Genomic DNA, 18,359 nt, shown 5'->3' with positions numbered 1-18,359 from the left:
CTTCTGTGGGATTTGCTAGGTGTTTAATCACCATCTGGATTGGTGACCTTGTAACCAACTCCCCGCACGGTCACCACCATCATGTCCAAGTTGAAAGGACGCAGCTTGTCCCTGAGGTACTTTATGTGTACGTCCACCACATTGCTGGTCCCGTCGTACTCTTTCTGCCATACGTGGGATATTATCTTGTCCCTGCTGAATACTTGGTTCTCGTATCGCATCAGAAGCTCCAATATGTCGAACTCCCTGCGACGAAGGGGTATCCGTATGTCCCCCACCCGGCACTCCCTAGCCACCGGATCCAAGGTCAGCGGACCGCACTTTAGCATGGACCTCCGCTGGTCGGAACTGCGCCTTACCAATGCGTTCACCCTGGCCATGAGCTCCTTAAAATCAAAGGGCTTGGTGAGGTAATCATCCGCTCCCTGCTCCAATCCCCTAACCCGGTCCTCTATGGAATCCTTTGCGGTAAGCATGATCACTGGGGTATTGCAACCCTCGTCCCGCAACCGGTCCAACACCTGAAATCCATCCATCTCCGGAAGCATCACGTCAAGGACTATGCAGTCGTAACCGCCGTTTACCGCCATTTCAAACGCGGTCTTACCATCCCCTGCGGTATCAACCGAATGGCCTTCCTCCTCGAAGCCCTCTTTGAGAAGCTGACAGAGGTCCTCATTATCCTCAACGATTAGAAGCCTCATCTTCGTTACCTCCTATTGCGCCTTGGCGCTTGGTTTTTTAATTATACCTTGTTCATTAACTTAGCACACCCCTGTGGGCTTTGTCGAGTCCCAGTATTAAATTCCTTGCCTCCGCCTTGATGACCATGGACTGCTGGTATATACTTACCAATGCCCTTTACGCGGACCTAGGTTATAAGCCTGGGCCTGGGTTATGGGACGATATATTGGGGAGTGAGCGTACGTGATATCCAAGGAAGTGAAGCAGAAGATAATCGAGGAGTTCAAGGTTCACGGGGCGGATACCGGTTCTCCGGAGGTCCAGGTGGCCATTTTAACCCACCGGATAAGGGAGCTCACGGAGCACATGCGGGAGCATCCGAAGGACTTCCATTCCAGGAGGGGGCTTCTGGCTATGGTTGGGAAGAGGCGCAAGCTGCTTGCCTACCTGAAGGAGAAGGACTTCGGCCGTTACAAGAGTCTTGTCCAGAGGTTGGGTCTTAGGCATTAAGCCGGGTGTTATAGCTTGGCGATTAAGGCGGGGCCAATTGGCCTCGCCTTTTATTTTGTGCTATCCTTAACCGTCATAGACTGAGTGGGAAGACAGGGAGGATTATTTATGTCAAAGATTGCAGAAATGGAAATAGGGGGACGGGTCCTGTCGTTCGAAACCGGCAGGATGGCCAAACAGGCCAACGGGTCTGTTCTTGCCCGTTATGGAGATACGGTTGTGCTGGTGACTTCCGTCATGTCGGAAAAGCCCAGGGAGGGACTAGATTTCTTCCCCTTGTTGGTGGACTACGAGGAAAGGTTTTACTCGGCGGGGAAGATACCCGGGGGGTTCATAAAGCGTGAGGGACGTCCTTCTGAGACCGCCATACTGAGCGGCAGAATGGTGGACAGGTCCATAAGATCTCTCTTCCCGGAACACATGAGGAACGATGTGCACGTGGTGGCCACGGTCTTATCGGTGGACCAGCAGAACTCCCCCCAATGTGCTCGCCATAAATGCCGCATCCGCAGCCCTCTCAATATCGGACATCCCTTGGGATGGCCCCATAGGGGCGGTCCGGATAGGGTTTATCGATGGAGAGCTGGTGGTAAACCCCACGGAGTCACAGATGAGCGTTAGCGCATTGGACCTCCTGGTGGCTGGACACGACGGTGGCATAACTATGGTGGAGGCCGGGGCCAACGAGGTTTCCGAGGATCTCCTGGTGGATGCCATGGAGCTCGCTCATCAGGAGATCAAGCGAATAGTGGCCTTCATAAGGGAGCTTAGGGAGCAGGTTGGGAAACCCAAGGTGGAGATACCTGAGCCCTTGAGGATCGAAGAGATAGACCGTTGGATAGAGCAGGAGCTTAGGGAGGACATATATAGGGCAGTTCAGATCCACGGTAAGGTGGAGCGTAAGGATGCCTTGGCAGAGTTAACCAAGAGGGCGGTAGAGCATTTTGAGCCTGTCTATCCAGATTGTAGTGCCTACGTGTCATCGGTCGTGGAGGAGTGGGTCAAGAAGGGTCTGCGCCGTTTGCTCCTGGACGAGGGGAAGAGGGCGGACGGCCGGGCCATGGATCAGCTTCGACCTATAACCTGCGAGGTAGGCATACTGCCCAAGGTTCATGGTTCCGCCTTGTTTACCAGGGGAGAGACCCAGGCCTTGGCGGTTACCACCTTGGGCATGATGGGGGAGGATGACCAGATATTGGATGGGCTGAAGCACGATGAGCCCGCAAAGAGGTTCCTCCTGCATTACAACTTCCCCCCCTATTCTGTGGGGGAGGTGCGCCCCATGCGCGGCCCGGGGCGCCGGGAGATAGGCCATGGTGCCTTGGCGGAGAGGGCGTTGAGGCCCCTTCTGCCCTCGGAAGAGGATTTCCCCTATGTGGTTAGGGTCGTGTCTGACATATTGGAATCCAACGGTTCCAGCTCTATGGCAAGCGTATGCGGTGGAAGCCTGTCCATGATGGATGCTGGGGTTCCCATAAAGAAGGCTGTTGCGGGTGTGGCAATGGGGCTTGTAACCGACGGTTCCAGGGTCTGCATACTCACGGACATCCAGGGCCTCGAGGATCACTATGGAGATATGGACTTTAAGGTGGCGGGGACCAAGGATGGGGTTACCGCCCTGCAGATGGACAATAAGGCGGGGGGGATAACCAGGGAGATCCTGCAGCGGGCATTGGGGCAAGCTAGGGATGGGAGGATGCGGATATTGGACATAATGGACTCCGCTATAAAGAGTCCCAGGGACCAGATTTCCCCCAATGCTCCTAGGATAATGACGATCAGCATAGATCCTGACAAGATAAGAGACGTCATAGGTCCTGGCGGTAAGACCATAAGGTCCATAATAGCCCAGACGGGAGCGAAGGTTGACGTTCAGGACGACGGAAGGGTTTGTGTGGCCGCCCAGACTGAAGAGGCCGCCAGCCATGCCATAAAGCTGATCTCGGACCTCACCAGGGAGGTTCAGGCGGGGGAGATCTTTGTGGGCAAGGTCACTAGGATGCTGGGTTTTGGTTACTTCATAGAGGTTCTCCCGGGCAAAGAGGGTTTGCTGCACGTGAGCGAGATAAGCACACACCACATACCGAAGATAGAGGACGCATTCTCCATAGGAGATGAGGTGTTGGTGGTGGTGCGGGAGATAGACGACATGAACAGGATCAACCTGTCCAGACGTCGTCTGATAGAGCGCTACGACCAGCTTGCCAAGGATCCCGCTCTCTCTGCCCAGGTGGAGGTCGAACGGGCCAGGGAGATCCGGTACGGTGCCTTGAAGTCCGATGGTAATGCCCAGAGGCCCGCTCAAGGGGGGCGCCGTGAAGGGGATAGGCGTGCCCCCTCCGGTGATCGGAGAGACAAGCACCATAGGTGATGATCATCATGAACATGCCTTCCGTTGAGGTGAGGATAAGGAGGGGCAACGGTGCGGAGGATCTGCCCCTCCCGTCCCAGGGTACTCCCCATTCGTCCGGGGTGGATCTGCGTTCCGTTGAAGAGGGGGTGTTGATGCCCGGGGAAGTTCGGTCCTTTGGTACTGGGCTTTTTGTGGAGATACCCCCGGGATATGAGTTCCAGGTTCGCAGCAGGAGCGGCTTGGCGCTCAAGAACCATGTCATGGTCCTCAACTCCCCTGGAACGGTGGATGCGGACTACCGAGGAGAGATAAGGGTGATCCTTTATAACGCAGGGTCTGAGCCGTTCGAGGTTAAAAGGGGAGACAGGATAGCTCAGATGGTGCTGTGTCCCGGTTTTTAGGCCCGTCTTCCTAGAGGTGGATGATCTTTCTGACACGGATCGCAGCTCCGGTGGTTTTGGGAGCACCGGGGTTAAGTAGCCGCTCGCTTATGTCAGGGTAACTTGCGAGGGCTGAGGTAGCGGAAAGCGAAGGGCGCCGAGGGAATACCCCGGCGCCCTTCGTGGTTCAGGGAATGGAGCTCCTGTGATCTATGCTCCCTTCTTCCTCTCCTCTGCCTTCATGGCAGACCAAAGACACCATACGAACCCTCCAAAGACAAGGCCTAGTATAACAACCATGGTGAGCTTCCACATTTTCAAATCCCCCCTAGTCCTTGGCCTGGAGCTTATACTTCATGGTGTCTGCCAGCCAGTTATTGAGAACGAAGAATACCGCCGCTGCGATAGCCCACTGGACGAACATGGTGCCAGGGGTATAGGTGTACTTTGATATCGGCAGGAACTTGTACCACTCGCCGGGGTACCAGCTTATGGACTGCTTGAGCCACCAACCGAAGATTATCACGAACCACAGGGGGAAGAGCTTAACCAAGTTCCACATCCACTCCACCTTAACGTCCGAACAGGGCTCGATCCACTCCACCCAGAGCTTCTTGACCCCTACCTTCATGGCTCCTATGGAGAAGAGAAGCCCAGATATGAGCAGCCCGACTCCCCATACCCAGTCCTGGTTCTCAAAGAAGTTGTTGTTCATGGCAGAGGGAGCTCCGCAGATTAGACATGCGATGCCCACGGTCCACGCGGCCTTTTTCCTGTCCCATCCTGCATCTGCCAGTATACGACAACCCAACTCCATCATGGATATCTCGGAGCTCAGCGCTGCCATGATGAGTGCTAGGAAGAACGCTATGGCCATTATGACCCCACCGGGTATCTCAGCGAAGAGCTTGGTCAGGTGGATGAAGGCTATTCCATTGTTGCCGGATTTTACCGCCGCCATGGGATCCGGAGAGAAGGCAAAGATGGTTGGTATGACGCACAGGGCGGCCAGCGAGGCTGCGGTGGTGTCCGCAAAGCCGGTGGTTATGGAATTAAGAAGGATGTCCTCTTTCTTGCCCGCGTAGACGTAGTAGGTCAAGAAAAGCCCCCATCCCGCACCGGTGGACCAAGCCACCTGGGTGAAAGCCTCCAGGTATGTCTTGGCTTTCAGCACGTCCTCCATCCTTATGGTGAAGAGGTACTCAAGCCCCTTCCAGGAGTTCGGGAGGAAGTTCGCCCTTACAGCTAGGAATATCAGGAGGACGAAGATAGAGGGTATCATTATCTTGTTGGCCCTCTCAAGGCCGTTCTGGACCCCCGCAAGGCAGATGAAAAGGGACATGGCCACTGCTATGGCGAAGAATATGAGCCCCGCCATGGGGTCGTTGATGAAGTTCTTCCAGAGGGCTTCCGTGTCCAAACCGGGTTTTATGACCCCTGACACAGCGTATATGAAGTATCTAATGCACCAGCCTATGACTACCGCGTAATAAAAGGTTATGGCTAGACACACCCAGGCGATGAAGCCTCCCACCCAGGTCCATTTGCGTCCAAGCATCTCCTTCCAAGACCCTATAACTCCCATCCTGGAGGCCTTCCCCCAAACTGCCTCTGCGCACAGGAGGGGTATTGCCCAGAGGAACAAAGCCAAGAAGTAGGCTATGTAGAAAGCCCCTCCGCCGTTTGTGGCGGCCACTCGGGGGAACCTCCATATGTTCCCCGTGCCCACCGCCATTCCTATGGCAGCGAAGACCAGTCCCCACCTGCTAGACCATTGTTCGTTCTGTCCCTTGATCTGTTCCGCCATGCTCCTTAACCTCCTTTTTCTCTGGTGTGGTTGAAAGTAAGGGTCTTAGGGGAACTCGCCCTAGCACCTCCCTTCTTCTCGGTAAAGAGAAAAATGGGCGCCTTGGTGACGCCATGGGGGTTACGGAATACAGGATAATACATACCAATGTTCAGCGCAAGACCAAAAGTTGCGACTTTTATGCATTATGTTTATTTTAGTTTCCGTTGTTTTATTGTTGGTGACGGATCGCGTGGTACAATGCAGGTTAAGGATGCAAGGATAGGGCGTAGGCCCTTTTACGGGGGGATTGAAATGACATTTTTTGTAGATGTGTCCGGCGAAAAGCGTGTGGAGGGAGCCCCTATGAAGGCCCTTGAGGCCCTTCAAGCCCTCGGTTTTTCCCTCGATGGAGTGGTGGCCGCTAAGGTGGACGGCGTTTCGGTGGACCTTGAGGCTACGGTGAGCGGCGGGGTGGTGGAGCCAATAACGGCTGATTCCCCTGAGGGGTTGGAGGTCATAAGGCATTCTGCGTCGCATCTGATGGCCCAGGCGGTTTTGCGCCTTTTCCCGGGCGCTAAGCTTGGGGTGGGCCCCGCCATAAAGGACGGGTTCTACTACGACATCCTGTTCCCATCTCCCATAACCGACGAAGACCTGCCTCGAATAGAGGAAGAGATGCGCCGTATATCCCAGGAGGACCTGCCGGTTGAGCGAGTTGTTCTCCCCAGGGGGGAAGCTGTGGAGCTGTTCTCCAATAGGGGAGAGCGGTTCAAGGTGGAGCTAATAGGGGAGATTCAAGACGATACCGTATCGATCTATAGGCAGGGGGAGTTCGTTGATCTTTGCCGGGGCCCACATGTCAGGTCCACAGGGGTTCTCAGAAACTTTAAGCTGCTTTCCCTTGCGGGGGCCTACTGGCGGGGGGACGAGAAAAATGTAATGCTTACCCGCATATACGGCACTGCATTTCATAGCAAGGAGGCTCTTGATCTTTATCTTGCAAGGTTAGAAGAGGCCAGGCAGCGGGATCATCGCAAGCTGGGCCGGGAGCTCGACATCTTTAGCATTCAACCAGAGGGGCCGGGTTTCCCCTTTTTCCACCCCAAGGGTATGGTGATCCTGAATGAGCTGGTTGACTTCTGGAAGAGGGAGCACAAGCGCAGGGGATATCTTGAGATTCGCACTCCCCTGATCCTTGATAGGAGCCTGTGGGAGAGGTCCGGGCACTGGGATCACTACAGGGAGAACATGTACTTTACCAGCATTGATGAAAGGCCTTTTGCGGTGAAGCCCATGAATTGTCCGGGGGGCATACTGGTCTTTAAGAGCTCCACCAGGAGTTACCGGGACCTTCCCCTTAGGATGTCAGAGCTGGGTGTGGTCCACCGGCACGAGAGATCCGGTGTGCTTCATGGGCTCATGCGGGTTCGGTGCTTTACGCAGGATGATGCCCATATATACTGCACTCCTGAGCAAGTTGGGGAGGAGATCGCAGGGGTAATAGACCTTATGAGGTACGTCTACAAAGACGTTTTTGGCTTCCCCTACAAGGTTGAGCTTTCCACTCGGCCTGACAACTACATGGGGAGCCTGGATATGTGGAACCTTGCGGAGGATAAGCTCCGGGAGACCCTGGAGGCTACGGGGACGGAGTACAAGGTCAACCCCGGGGATGGCGCTTTTTACGGGCCCAAGATAGATTTTCACCTTGAGGATTCCATAGGCAGGACCTGGCAGTGCGGCACCATACAGCTGGACTTCCAGATGCCGGAGAAGTTCGACGTTTCCTACGTGGGGGCTGATGGCATGGAGCATAGGCCTGTCATGATCCACCGCACGGTTTTTGGAAGCCTCGAAAGGTTCCTCGGCATCCTTATAGAGCATTATGCCGGGGCCTTCCCTTTCTGGCTCGCCCCGGTGCAGGTGAAGATTCTCCCGGTAAAGCCGGAGCTGGGGGACTATGCCTCTAACGTGGATCAGGTCCTCAAGGGGTGGGGTATAAGGACCGAGATGGATTGGAGGGACGAGAAGCTGGGCAGGAAGATAAGGGATGCCCAGGTCTCAAAAGTGCCCTACATGTTGGTCATAGGCGGTAAGGAGGCGGAATCCTCCACGGTGGCGGTGCGACATAGGGTCAATGGAGATCTTGGGGCCATGTCCCTTGAGTCCCTAAAGGCGGTTTTAGATCGGGAATTTCGCCCAAGGTAGTAGGCGGAATGCAGGGGATAGGTGATGTCCCGTAGGATCCCTTGCAATGGCGGTGAGGGTGTGGTATGCTCTCGAGGCCGTGGGTAAAGACCCTTCGGCCTGTCTTCAAGAAGAGGATGTGCGCCCTCTCACCTGCCGCCAAAGGCGTCGGGTTGCCTGTTTCGGAGTGGAGATTCCTTTTGGGCTGGGCGCCGTCTGCGCCCAGCTTTTTTTGTTGGGTGAGAAGAGCAGTTTAAATCACGGGAGGTGGAGTGCTATAAGCTTCAAGGATGATGAACCCCGCGTCAATCTGGAGATACGTGCGGCAGAGGTGCTTCTGATCGATGATCAGAACGTGAAAGTGGGGGTGGTACCTCTCCAGGAGGCCTTGCGGATGGCAGAGGAGAGGGAGCTGGATTTGGTGGAGGTGGCCCCCCTTGCGAAGCCGCCGGTCTGCAAGATCATGGACTACGGCAAGTATCGGTTCCAGCAGCAGAAGAGGGACAAGGACGCCCGTAAGAAGCAAAAGAGCCAGGCCCTCAAGGAGATAAAGATGAGGCCGAAGATCGACGTCCATGACTACTCCTTTAAAGTTAGGGCCGTAAGGGACTTTCTTGAGGATGGACATAGGGTTAAGGTCTCGGTTTTCTTTAGGGGCAGGGAGATGGCCTTTCTGGACAAGGGGCGTGAGGTGCTTGACAGGGTCCGAAAGGACGTGGCAGACCTGGGCAAGGTTGAGATGGAGCCCAGGATGGAGGGATCCTACATGAGGATGATGATAGCCCCGTTGGCCCAGGCTTCATCTAAGGATCTCGAAGGTTCTAAGTCCGTCCGCCCCCGGGACCCAAAGAACGTTGATTCCAGTTCAACGGACGTTTCGTCCGAAGAATCTTGAGGAGGGACTAAGGTGCCTAAGGTTAAGACTCATTCGGGTGCGAAGAAGCGGTTTTCCGTAAGTGGATCCGGGAAGCTTGTGTTCAAGAAGAGTGGCAGGAGCCATCTTCTGGAGTGTAAGAACGCCAAGCGTCGCCGTCGGCTTCGTCAGAAGGGCGTGTTGGGCGGAACCCTGGGAGAGAACGTCAAGAAGCTGCTCCCCTACGCGTAAGCTAAGAAATCCGGGAAGAGGTGAACTCTAAATGAGGGTTAAAGGCTCCAGCGCAAGCCGCAGGAAGCAGAAGAAGCTTTTCAGCATAACCAAGGGTTTTTGGGGAAGGAAGAAGAACGTATATCGCAGGGCCAGGGAGGCGTTCCTGCACGCCCTTTCCAAGGCCTACCATGACCGCAGGGCGAAGAAGCGGGATTTCCGCAGGCTGTGGATAATTCGTATCAACGCGGCTGCCAGGATGCATGGCATGAGCTATAACTCCTTGATAGCGGGTCTGAAGAAGGGTGGCATTGAGATTAACCGCAAGATGCTGGCGGACCTTGCAGTTAACGATGCTAACGCTTTCGGTGCTTTGGTTTCCAAGGCTAAGGAGGCGTTGGGCCGTTAAAGACGGTCTTTTGCTATGAGATCTTATAGCTCTTTCAGACCAGAGCTGTGGCTTGTGTTTGGGTTCCTGTCGCTTATAGCGGCAGGAGCCCTTGCTCTTTGGAGCATAGGCATTTTAAAGTCCATGCCGATAGATTTTTTGGATGCCCTTTTTACATCCACGTCTGCGGTATGTGTTACGGGACTCTCTACCATAGATATTGGGAGGGATCTTCCAACGGCCTCCCAGGTGGTTTTATTGATGCTCATCCAGATAGGCGGTCTTGGAGTGATGACCGCCACCACCGCCTTTGCCGTGGTTTTAGGGGCCAGGATAAGCATCAAGGGGAGGTTGATATGGGCTGGCAGCATGGGCCTTGATACACCGCAAGGGGCGGTCAAGCTGCTCATAAGGGTGTTTGTGATATCCCTGTTTGCTGAAGCCTTGATGAGCGTTCCGCTGTTCCTGGGGTTTCTTCAAACAGAGCCTGTGGGCCGAGCTGCCTATATGGCGGTGTTTCATTCGATAAGCGCCTTCTGTAATGCCGGTTTCTCCCCTTATTCGAACAGCCTTGTGGACTTCTCCAGCAACTTCCTTGTGATGATACCAATAACCTTGCTTATAGTTGTAGGGGGGATGGGCTTCCCCGTGGTTGATGATGTCATAATGTGCGTAAAGCTCCGAAGATGGCGGCCATCCCCCTACTCTAGGGTGGTGCTAAAGTCCACCTTTTGGCTCATAGTCCTTGGATCCCTTTTGCTGTTTTTGAGTGAGTTTAATGGTGCCATGAGGGGGATGCCCTTCTCTGAGAAGGTTATGAACGCGGTCTTTCACAGCGTGACCCCAAGAACTGCGGGGTTTAACTCGTTGCCCATGACGTCCCTTTCCGGTTTGTCCTTGGTTTTCACCGTTTTCCTCATGTGGGTGGGAGCTAGTCCGTCTTCCACGGGAGGTGGAGTTAAGACCACTACTTTGGCGGTGCTATGGGCCAGTTGCGTTTCCGAGGTAAGGGGTCTTGGAGAGGTGAGACTGGAGGGGCGAAGCGTGGACTCGAGGCTTCAAAGGAAGGCCCTCACCGTATCAATGCTCTATACATTGGCAATATTTATTGCAGTGTGCCTGCTGACCGTTTTTGAGCCGCTTCCCACGTCGACCCTCATCTTCGAGGCGTTCTCCGCCATGGGCACAGTGGGCCTCTCTCTTGGGATCACATCAAAGCTAACTCCGGAGGGGAAGCTTATTTTGATATTGCTGATGTATTGGGGTAGAGTTGGTATCGTAACCTTCATGTACTCCCTTTTTAGACGGCATGTCCCCGGCAGAGTCCTTTTGCCTGGGATTAACATGCCAATAGGTTGAGGGGAGGTCTTGTGGTGGAGAAGAAAACAGTTCTTGTCGTGGGGCTTGGACGTTTTGGGCAGTCCCTGTGCCTTAGGCTTACTGAGCTAGGACATAAGGTCATAGGGGTTGACCGCGTTCGGGCCAGGGTTGAGGCCTTGGCAGACGATCTGGAGTACGTGGCCCAGTTAGATTCCTCCGATGAAGAGGCCTTGATGAAGGTCGGAGCCAAGGAAGTGGACCTTGCAGTGGTAGCAATAGGAGAGGGACTTGAGGCCAGCGTTCTAACCACTGCCATATTAAAGGACCTCGGGGTGCCGGTTTGGGCCAGGGCGACCAATGCACTTCACGCCAAGGTATTGGAAAGGGTAGGAGCGGCCAGGGTCTTTTACCCGGAGAAGGAGATGGGTATAGTCATAGCGGATCAGATAGTACGCCCTTGGATGAGCTACTTCCACGTAGGGGGTGACTCGGAGATAACCATAGCCCAGATCGAAGGAGCCCGTCTGGCCGGAAAGTCTTTGAGGGACCTAGACCTTACAAAACGCTACGGAGTTCTGGTATTATTCGCTGAACGGGATGGCAAGAGATACGTCCCAAGGGGAGACACCGAGGTCCTAGCCATGGACAAGCTTTGGATAGCTGGCAAGGATGCTGATGTCGCCCGTTTCATGAACACGTTAAGCAGGGAAGGGTGAGGGATGTGAGGGATCTTGTGGCCGAGGCCTTTGAGATTAAAATGGCCTTGGAAGATGAGCTGGCCTTAGCAAGGGCCCCAGAGGATGTGGAGGCTGTTATGGTTAAGTACCTTGGGCGCAAGGGTGCTCTCACGCTTCTGATGAGGTCCCTTGGGGATGTGCCTAAGGATGAAAGGCCTAGAGTTGGTAGGGAGTTAAACGTAATTAAGGACAAGTGCGAACTCCAGGCTAAGGAGAGGCTGGAGGACCTCGTTAGGATAAGGGAAGTTCAGGAAGAGGGGAGCAACGTCCTAGATGTCTCCCTCCCTGGTGCTGGACGTCCTTTTGGCCGGTTCCATCCTGTGGCTCAGACTATGGAGGAGATCGTCTCCATATTCGTGTCCCTTGGTTTCTCGGTGGCCACGGGGCCGGAGATAGAGACGGACTTCTATAACTTTGAAGCCCTCAACTTTAAGGCTCACCATCCCGCAAGGGACATGCAGGATACGTTCTTCCTTGAGGACAACAGACTTCTTCGAACCCATACCTCGCCGGTGCAGGTTCGCTCCATGTTGTCTATGGGAGCCCCCCTCAGGATAGTGATACCAGGAAGGGTTTACCGAAGGGATAGCGATCCTACCCACTCCCCCATGTTCCACCAGGTTGAAGGTCTCCTGCTTGACGAGGACGTATCAGTGGCGGACCTAAAGGGGTGCCTTCAGGTATTCGTGGACTCCATATTTGGGAAGCCCCTTAAATCTCGATTCAGGGGCAGTTATTTCCCCTTCACTGAACCATCTATAGAGATGGACGTGGAATGCGTCGTTTGTGGTGGAGCTAATCCGTCATGCCGGGTCTGTAAGGGGACCGGTTGGCTTGAGATCCTGGGTGCTGGCATGGTCCATCCTAACGTTCTAAGGAGTGGTGGGGTAGACCCTGATAGGTTCGGTGGTTTCGCCTGGGGCATGGGGGTTGATAGGATAGCCATGCTGAAGTACGGCCTATCCGATTTGAGGCCCCTTTTTGAGGCGGATCTTTCTTACTTAAGCGGGGGAATGGTTCGATGAGAGTACATCTTGGATGGCTTAGAAAACTTGTGGGGATAGACGTTTCGCTGGACATGCTGATGGATCGCCTCACCATGACTGGCACGGAGGTGGAGGAGGTCATAGCCCCCGCAGGGGCTTCCAGCGGTATCCTTATAGCTCAAGCGGAGGATGTTTTGCCGCATCCAGCTAAGCCTAACCTCTCGGTGGTGACGGTTAACTATCGCTCTGGTAAGGCCACGGTGGTAACGGGTGCCCGCAACGTGGAGGTTGGAGGGCTTTTCCCCTATGCCCCTCCTGGAGCTAGGATATTCGATGGGGCTGAGCTTTCGGTCAGGCCCTTTGGTGGGGTTGATAGCCATGGGATGTTGCTGTCCTGCCAGGAGCTTGGGCTGGATGGGCTTGATTCATCAGGGGGGCTGCTTAGGCTGCCCTCGGATGCCCCGGTGGGAGAGGATTTCCTCAATTGGGCCGAGCTGGATCAGCCGGTCTTAGACCTTTCTATAACCCCTAACAGGGGGGACCTGTGTTCCATGCTTGGGGTTGCCCGAGAGGTTTCGGCCCTTACAGGGGCTGATCTCTTGCCCGTTGAGATGCCGGATATAAACTGGTCCGATGATGATTGGACTAATAGGTTTCAACTCAAGGTCTCTGACGATGGTTGCTGGAAGTATCTTTTGGGTTTTGGGGAAGTCAAGTTCGTTGGGGAGTCTCCGTTCTTTGACAGGCTCAAGTTGGTTCTGGCGGGCATGAGGCCCCTCAACAACGTGGTGGATCCCACCAACCTGGCGATGTTGTTGTTCGGCCATCCGCTTCACGCCTTCGATGCGGGCCGTCTGCCCTCCAACTCCGTCGAAGTGAGGGGAGCAGTTTCCGGAGAAACCATAAGGACCCTGGATGGCAGGGATCGGGAGCTTCAGGATAAGGACATCCTTATTTGCAGCAACCGAATTCCCATCGCCATCGCCGGTGTCATGGGAGGGGAGGAGACGGAGGTTAAGCATGACACCAAGATGATCTTGCTGGAATCGGCGGTCTTCGATCCTGCCCGGGTCAGCGTGACATCCAGGAGGCTTGGTATAACCAGCCAGGCGGCGTTTCGGTACAGCCGGTCGGTTGACTGGGGAGCCAGCGAGGCTGCAGCCCTGTACGCTTTGGGGAAGATGTCCCAGGGAGGGGCTGTGGTAGTGGGGAGAGGCTTCCTTAAGCACCAGGAGGATTTCCGTATCGATCGCCGCATATCCCTTAGGCTTTCGTCGCTTAAAAGGGTTCTCCTTATGGATTCACTGGAGCAGGCCTGTGACATCTTGGAGGCCCTTGGTTTTAAAGGGGAGGAGTTGTCGCCCTCTCACGCCGTCTTCTCTGTTCCCTCCTGGAGGAGCGATGTGGAGGGGGAGGAAGATCTAATCGAGGAGGTCGGTAGAGTTAGGGGGTACCACTTGGTGGAGCCCAGGATCCCCGGCAACCTAAGGGGCAGGGGTGTTATCCCCCGGGATTTTGAGCTGTCCAACTCCCTGCGGAGGTTAGCCATATCGAGGGGATATGTAGAGGTTGTGACGTACAGCTTTACATCTCCTGAAGAGTTGGGAGCGTTGGGTGTTCCCCACGAGGGATCTCCGTGCATAGTCAATCCTATAAGCAGGGAGCATCTAATGATGAGGCCGCTCATCGTCGTGGGTTTGATAAGAGGCCTTAAGGGGAACCTAAGCTCTGGGTGGAGGAAACCCATAAGGATGTTTGAGACGGGTAACGTGTTCTCTTCACAGGGAGAGGATCACCACATAGCTGGTTTGGTGTTTGTGGGGAAGGACACCCGGTCTGTCCATGGGGAAAGGGTTCGAGAGGATTTCTTTACCGTCAAGTCCGACGTGGCTGCTATGCTGGAGTTGTGCGGGGTAGAGGCGAGTTGGATCAGGGGAAGGGAACCGTTTGGGCATGCTGGGCAGACCGCTCACATCATCGTAGGCGGCGTGAAGGTGGGCTTCCTGTGCAGGTTGAAGCCCTCAATTGAAAGGGAGCTTGGGGTGGATGAAGGGGCCTTTGTCTTCGAGCTTAACATGGACGGCATTTTAAATGGCCAGCTGCCTAAGTTTGGCGGTTCCTCCAGGTTCCCTTCGGTTAGCAGGGATATGGCGATAATGGTGGCCTCCGATGTCCCAGCGGTTCAGGTTGAGAATGCGATCCGCCAGCTTATGGATCCTCAGCTGGCGGTTGCGGTGGAGCTTTTCGATGTCTACATGGGTAAGGGGTTGGCCTGAGGGGGCTAAGAGCTTGGCTTTTTCCGTGGTTTATCGTCACCCCGAGCGTACCCTGCGGGATGATGAGGTAGACCAGGTTCATTTTACCTTAAGGCAGAAGCTCCAGGACAGGGGATATACACTGAGGTAAAGTGGAAGGAGGAGGACTATTCGCCATGAGCCAGCAGTTTGAGCAGATAGAGCGTTTGGTAGATCGCCTGGGGGCGAAGATATCCCTTCTGCAGAAGGAGAGGGATTCCGCTTTGTCGGAGGTGGCATCCCTTAAGTCTCAGCTTCAGGAGAAGGACCTTGAGTTGATCAGGGTTAAAAAGGAGATGCAGAGGACGGTAGAACAGCTGGAAAGGGAAAAGACGGCACTTCAGAAGGAGCTTCAGCAGCAGGAGCAGAGGATGGGTGACTTGTTCGGCAAGATAAGATCCTTGCTCCCCGAGGATCCTGCGGGTCGTCAGTAGCCCCAAGGGGGTACCATGGAGCGTCGTCTCGTCCTGTTGGTGGGAAAGAAGTCGTACCCTATAGTTACGTCCTTGGAAGAGGAGGAGGTCCAGGAGGCGGCAGGGCTTGTGAGATCCTTGGTGGACTCGTTGGATCCCTCCCTTAGTCAGGACGAGAGGCTTTTCTTGGCCTCCATGTCCCTTTCAAGCCAGCTGTTGAAGCTTCTGGGTGATCTTGAAAGGTTGGTGGAGGGGGACTTGGAGTGACCGTGATGTTATCATCCCCCCTGGACTGGGCCCTCGCCTTGGTAGGGGGGTTTTGGATACTTAGGGGTGTTTTTAGGGGGTTTGTGGCGGAGCTGGCTTCGCTGTTGGGATGGCTGTTGGGTTTTGTCCTGGCGGTTCGCTTTTCCAAACCCGTTGTGTCCCTGTTGGTTAGTTTTGACATCCCGCCTTTTGTGTGCCCGGTCCTATCCTTCATCGGGGTTGTAGGTTTATGTGTTTTGGTTTGCCGGGTCTTGGGGGGGCTTGTTAGATCCATAGTTTCCAAGGCCAAGCTGTCCTTGTTGGATAGGCTCCTTGGCGGTGCATTTGGAGCTGCCAAACTGCTCATCCTGGTGTTGCTATTTTTTGCAATTGGGAGGGCTTTGTCTCCATTTCTAGCCCCTGGTTGGGAGGAGCGGAGCTTGTTTTTTAGCCTGGTGTCATCCCATCGGGATCTCCTTATGGGGCTTTTCGATGCCGTTGAGATCGTCCCGCATGGGGGTTTGTTGCCGGGGTTACATCGCTAATCGATCGCAGATGCTCTCCTAGAGAGTTTAGAGGTGAGATGTTTTGATATGTGACGCCAATACGTACAGGGTCCTTGAGGTAGACAAGGTCCTGGGTATCGTGAGCGGGTTTTGCCGAGGGGAGCTTGGCGTCAGGCGAGCGTTGTCCTTGCCTCCAGCGGGGGATGTAGGGGCTCTCAAGAGGAGGTTTGAGGTCCTAAGGGCCTTTGAATCCTCGGTTATAAGGAGAGGTGACTACCCGTGGGACTACAGGGCTGCCCCTCTTGATGGTCTTATAAGGGAGGCAAAATCGTATGGCTGGTTGAGTGGGGCAGAGCTGGTTCGCTTTAGGATCAACCTTTGGTTGGCCCAAAGGGTGAAGGCCAGGCTTAAGGAGGATGCTTCGGAGCACGAGGCATTGCGGGATCTTATGCGGTGCTTCCCGGACTGGGAGGAGGAGCTCTCTAGCCTGGACGTTTTGGACGATGACGGGGGGCTCTATGATCGAGCTTCCGACAGGCTTAAGGATATACGCCAAAAGATGAGGGACCTCCGCCATCAGGTTAGGAGCCGATGGAACGACATATTGTCCAGCTCTCACTTGGCGTCGATGCTGCAGGACAAGGTTCTCGTTCTTCGGAACGGTAGGTTTTGTGCCCTGGTGAGGTCTGATATGGCCGGGACATTTCCCGGTATCGTTACCGAACGGTCTGCCTCTGGTAACAGCGTCTACGTGGAACCCTCTCAGCTTTTGCCCTTGAACAACCGCATGTCATTGCTCACCAATGATGAGCGGGAAGAGGAGGAGAGGATCCTTAAGGAGCTCACGGAGATGTTGCTGGCCCGAGAGGGGGCTTTGTTGAACACCGATGAGGCCTTGGGTACCGTTGATCTACTCTGGGCCCAGGTGGACATGATGAGGTCTAAAAAGTGGACGGTACCGGAGGTAACAGGGGAAAGAAGCTTTTGCCTTAAGGGTGCGAAGCATCCCCTCTTGGATGATAGAGCGGTGCCGCTGGATATCTCCTGTGGTGAAAGGTTTAGGATGCTCGTGATAACCGGTCCCAACACGGGAGGCAAGACCGTGGCGCTTAAGACCTCGGGGGTGGTGGTGTACCTCGCCTGGTTGGGTTTCCCGGTTCCTTGTTCCGAGGGCACTAAGGTGGGGGATATAGGGGAGCTCTTTGCCGACATAGGGGATGAGCAGAGCATAGAACAGAACCTATCCACGTTCAGCGGCCATATAAATCAGCTTAGGAACATAATGGAACGGGTGACCGATAGGTCATTGGTCTTGCTGGACGAGCTAGGAGCCGGTACGGATCCTGAGGAGGGTTCTGCGCTGGGAGTTGCGGTGTTGGAGTACTTCCTAGGTCGTCGGTGCCTTCTGATAGCCACGACACATCATAACAGGATAAAACATTTTGCCATGACCACGCCTCGTGTTGAGGCTGCGTCTATGGAGTTCGACCCTGTAACGTTGTCCCCTACTTACAGGCTTCTTATGGGTATACCCGGCAGCAGCAATGCGATACTCATAGCGGAGAGGCTTAAGATGCCCCCTGAGGTTATAAGAAGGGCAAAGGACGAGATGGGCAGGTCTCCGACGGGAGTGGATCTCCTTCTAAAGGGGCTGGAGGATCGACAAAGGGATTTAGACTTGAGGCTTAAGGAAGTGGAGGCCTTGAGAGCAGAGCTAGATGCGATGAAGCGGGATTACTTGGCCAAGTATGGCAAGGTCCTGTCGGATTCGGAGTCGATAATAAGAGAAGCCAAGGTTAAAGCGGAGCAGTTGGTGCATCGGGCGGAGGAAGAGGCCAAGGCCCTTTTGGTGGAGCTTCGCAGCAAGTCCCATGCGGAGGCCCAGAGGGCCTACCAAAGGGGAAGGGAGAAGGTCAGGCGTGCCGCCGCCACCCTGGATCAGCTTGGATCTGATGTGCTTGATCTGCCGTCTCCTGTTTCGGATCGAGGATTGTCGGTGGGCGATGTGGTGGAGATAAGAGGGAGTGCGGTGAAGGGGGAGCTGGCGGAGATAGATGGAGATCATGGGGTTGTGGTATCGGGGGCCATGAGGATAAGAGTCCCCCTCAAAAACCTGGTCCTATCGGCATCTCCGCTCAAGGTGCCCCAGTCCAAGGTTACGGTATCTACCCCCGAGAAGGTCTTGAGCTCTATCATGATAAGGGGCATGACGTTGGATGAAGCGATGCCCCTGGTGGAGAGGTATATAGACCAAGCCTACCGCGTGGGTTACGGAGAAGTGGAGATAATACACGGACGCGGTGAGGGCATACTGAGAAGGGCGGTCCATGACCTGCTTAGGCGCCTGCCGTTCGTGGAGTCCTTCCGTCTTGGGGGGCCAGGAGAAGGGGGACATGGCGTAACGGTGGTTCGTTTCGCCAGGTGATCTAAAAGTTAAAGCCTGGATAAGGTTGCGCTTCGTCCTTCTCCGTGGTAATATATG

17 protein-coding genes and 1 pseudogene are annotated in these 18,359 nt (G+C 54.8%); 16 read left to right on the top strand and 2 right to left on the bottom strand.

Annotation, left to right across the window (positions count from 1 at the left end):
• Window positions 1-23 precede the first annotated feature (23 nt).
• Window positions 24-704, bottom strand: a complete 681-nt coding sequence (locus tag THEVEDRAFT_RS05390; RefSeq protein ID WP_006583698.1) for a response regulator transcription factor — start codon at window positions 702-704, stop codon at window positions 24-26.
• Window positions 705-927: 223 nt separating this feature from the next.
• On the opposite strand from THEVEDRAFT_RS05390, the gene rpsO reads away from it, so the two are divergent.
• From rpsO to dut, 3 genes and pseudogenes are all read left to right on the top strand, one after another.
• Window positions 928-1,194 carry a 30S ribosomal protein S15 gene (gene rpsO / locus THEVEDRAFT_RS05385; RefSeq protein WP_006583697.1) on the top strand — a complete coding sequence of 89 codons (267 nt, stop codon included), beginning with the start codon at window positions 928-930 and terminating at the stop codon, window positions 1,192-1,194.
• Window positions 1,195-1,302: 108 nt separating this feature from the next.
• A pseudogene (locus THEVEDRAFT_RS05380) lies at window positions 1,303-3,565 on the top strand (polyribonucleotide nucleotidyltransferase).
• A gap of 29 nt (window positions 3,566-3,594) precedes the next feature.
• Complete coding sequence (gene dut, locus THEVEDRAFT_RS05375; protein WP_342610150.1) at window positions 3,595-3,948, top strand: dUTP diphosphatase; 354 nt, start codon at window positions 3,595-3,597, stop codon at window positions 3,946-3,948.
• Between the two features lie 307 nt (window positions 3,949-4,255).
• On the opposite strand, the gene THEVEDRAFT_RS05370 is transcribed toward dut, so the two are convergent.
• On the bottom strand, window positions 4,256-5,734 hold the full coding sequence (locus THEVEDRAFT_RS05370; protein ID WP_006583693.1) for a sodium-dependent transporter: 1,479 nt from the start codon (window positions 5,732-5,734) through the stop codon (window positions 4,256-4,258).
• Window positions 5,735-6,079: 345 nt separating this feature from the next.
• On the opposite strand from THEVEDRAFT_RS05370, the gene thrS reads away from it, so the two are divergent.
• The 13 genes from thrS to THEVEDRAFT_RS05310 are packed head-to-tail and all read left to right on the top strand — an operon-like array spanning window position 6,080 to window position 18,302.
• Window positions 6,080-7,924 (top strand): threonine--tRNA ligase, encoded by a 1,845-nt coding sequence (gene thrS / locus THEVEDRAFT_RS05365; protein WP_245522609.1) that lies wholly within the window; start codon window positions 6,080-6,082, stop codon window positions 7,922-7,924.
• Window positions 7,925-7,970: 46 nt separating this feature from the next.
• Entirely contained in the window at window positions 7,971-8,798 is an 828-nt protein-coding gene (infC, locus tag THEVEDRAFT_RS05360) for a translation initiation factor IF-3 (protein WP_006583691.1), read from the top strand.
• 12 nt (window positions 8,799-8,810) lie between these two features.
• Window positions 8,811-9,008 (top strand): 50S ribosomal protein L35, encoded by a 198-nt coding sequence (rpmI, locus tag THEVEDRAFT_RS05355; protein WP_006583690.1) that lies wholly within the window; start codon window positions 8,811-8,813, stop codon window positions 9,006-9,008.
• 31 nt (window positions 9,009-9,039) lie between these two features.
• Window positions 9,040-9,396 (top strand): 50S ribosomal protein L20, encoded by a 357-nt coding sequence (gene rplT / locus THEVEDRAFT_RS05350; RefSeq protein WP_006583689.1) that lies wholly within the window; start codon window positions 9,040-9,042, stop codon window positions 9,394-9,396.
• 15 nt (window positions 9,397-9,411) lie between these two features.
• Complete coding sequence (locus tag THEVEDRAFT_RS05345) at window positions 9,412-10,734, top strand: TrkH family potassium uptake protein (protein WP_006583688.1); 1,323 nt, start codon at window positions 9,412-9,414, stop codon at window positions 10,732-10,734.
• A 14-nt stretch (window positions 10,735-10,748) separates the two neighbouring features.
• Complete coding sequence (locus THEVEDRAFT_RS05340) at window positions 10,749-11,411, top strand: potassium channel family protein (RefSeq protein WP_006583687.1); 663 nt, start codon at window positions 10,749-10,751, stop codon at window positions 11,409-11,411.
• Window positions 11,408-12,457, top strand: a complete 1,050-nt coding sequence (pheS, locus tag THEVEDRAFT_RS05335) for a phenylalanine--tRNA ligase subunit alpha (protein WP_006583686.1) — start codon at window positions 11,408-11,410, stop codon at window positions 12,455-12,457. The genes THEVEDRAFT_RS05340 and pheS overlap by 4 nt, the downstream gene beginning before the upstream one ends.
• On the top strand, window positions 12,454-14,694 hold the full coding sequence (gene pheT / locus THEVEDRAFT_RS05330) for a phenylalanine--tRNA ligase subunit beta (protein ID WP_281054533.1): 2,241 nt from the start codon (window positions 12,454-12,456) through the stop codon (window positions 14,692-14,694). Before pheS ends, pheT begins: the two co-directional genes overlap by 4 nt.
• 13 nt (window positions 14,695-14,707) lie before the next feature.
• A complete protein-coding gene (locus THEVEDRAFT_RS10115) occupies window positions 14,708-14,824 on the top strand; it encodes a hypothetical protein (RefSeq protein WP_281054532.1) in 117 nt (38 codons plus the stop codon).
• Between the two features lie 25 nt (window positions 14,825-14,849).
• The gene (locus tag THEVEDRAFT_RS05325; protein WP_006583684.1) at window positions 14,850-15,146 is read left to right on the top strand and encodes a hypothetical protein; all 297 of its coding nucleotides are present in this window, start codon (window positions 14,850-14,852) and stop codon (window positions 15,144-15,146) included.
• Window positions 15,147-15,161: 15 nt separating this feature from the next.
• Entirely contained in the window at window positions 15,162-15,392 is a 231-nt protein-coding gene (locus THEVEDRAFT_RS05320) for a hypothetical protein (RefSeq protein ID WP_006583683.1), read from the top strand.
• Between the two features lie 5 nt (window positions 15,393-15,397).
• Window positions 15,398-15,916: a CvpA family protein gene (locus tag THEVEDRAFT_RS05315; protein ID WP_245522771.1), complete on the top strand. Its 519-nt coding sequence runs from the start codon at window positions 15,398-15,400 to the stop codon at window positions 15,914-15,916.
• Window positions 15,917-15,959: 43 nt separating this feature from the next.
• Window positions 15,960-18,302 carry an endonuclease MutS2 gene (locus THEVEDRAFT_RS05310; protein WP_006583681.1) on the top strand — a complete coding sequence of 781 codons (2,343 nt, stop codon included), beginning with the start codon at window positions 15,960-15,962 and terminating at the stop codon, window positions 18,300-18,302.
• Window positions 18,303-18,359 lie beyond the last annotated feature (57 nt).

Source organism: Thermanaerovibrio velox DSM 12556 (assembly GCF_000237825.1).
GTDB lineage: Bacteria > Synergistota > Synergistia > Synergistales > Synergistaceae > Thermanaerovibrio > Thermanaerovibrio velox.
Note: the sequence above shows the minus strand (reverse complement) of the source record. Positions and strands in the feature narration are given on the sequence as shown.

Coding starts and splice junctions, on each gene's coding strand:
- rplT (WP_006583689.1), top strand. CDS start 9,040: ATGAGGGTTAAAGGCTCCAGCGCAAGCCGCAGGAAGCAGAAGAAGCTT.
- THEVEDRAFT_RS05325 (WP_006583684.1), top strand. CDS start 14,850: ATGAGCCAGCAGTTTGAGCAGATAGAGCGTTTGGTAGATCGCCTGGGG.
- THEVEDRAFT_RS05315 (WP_245522771.1), top strand. CDS start 15,398: ATGTTATCATCCCCCCTGGACTGGGCCCTCGCCTTGGTAGGGGGGTTT.
- pheT (WP_281054533.1), top strand. CDS start 12,454: ATGAGAGTACATCTTGGATGGCTTAGAAAACTTGTGGGGATAGACGTT.
- infC (WP_006583691.1), top strand. CDS start 7,971: ATGGCGGTGAGGGTGTGGTATGCTCTCGAGGCCGTGGGTAAAGACCCT.
- THEVEDRAFT_RS05345 (WP_006583688.1), top strand. CDS start 9,412: ATGAGATCTTATAGCTCTTTCAGACCAGAGCTGTGGCTTGTGTTTGGG.
- THEVEDRAFT_RS05370 (WP_006583693.1), bottom strand. CDS start 5,734: ATGGCGGAACAGATCAAGGGACAGAACGAACAATGGTCTAGCAGGTGG.
- THEVEDRAFT_RS05320 (WP_006583683.1), top strand. CDS start 15,162: ATGGAGCGTCGTCTCGTCCTGTTGGTGGGAAAGAAGTCGTACCCTATA.
- thrS (WP_245522609.1), top strand. CDS start 6,080: ATGAAGGCCCTTGAGGCCCTTCAAGCCCTCGGTTTTTCCCTCGATGGA.
- THEVEDRAFT_RS05390 (WP_006583698.1), bottom strand. CDS start 704: ATGAGGCTTCTAATCGTTGAGGATAATGAGGACCTCTGTCAGCTTCTC.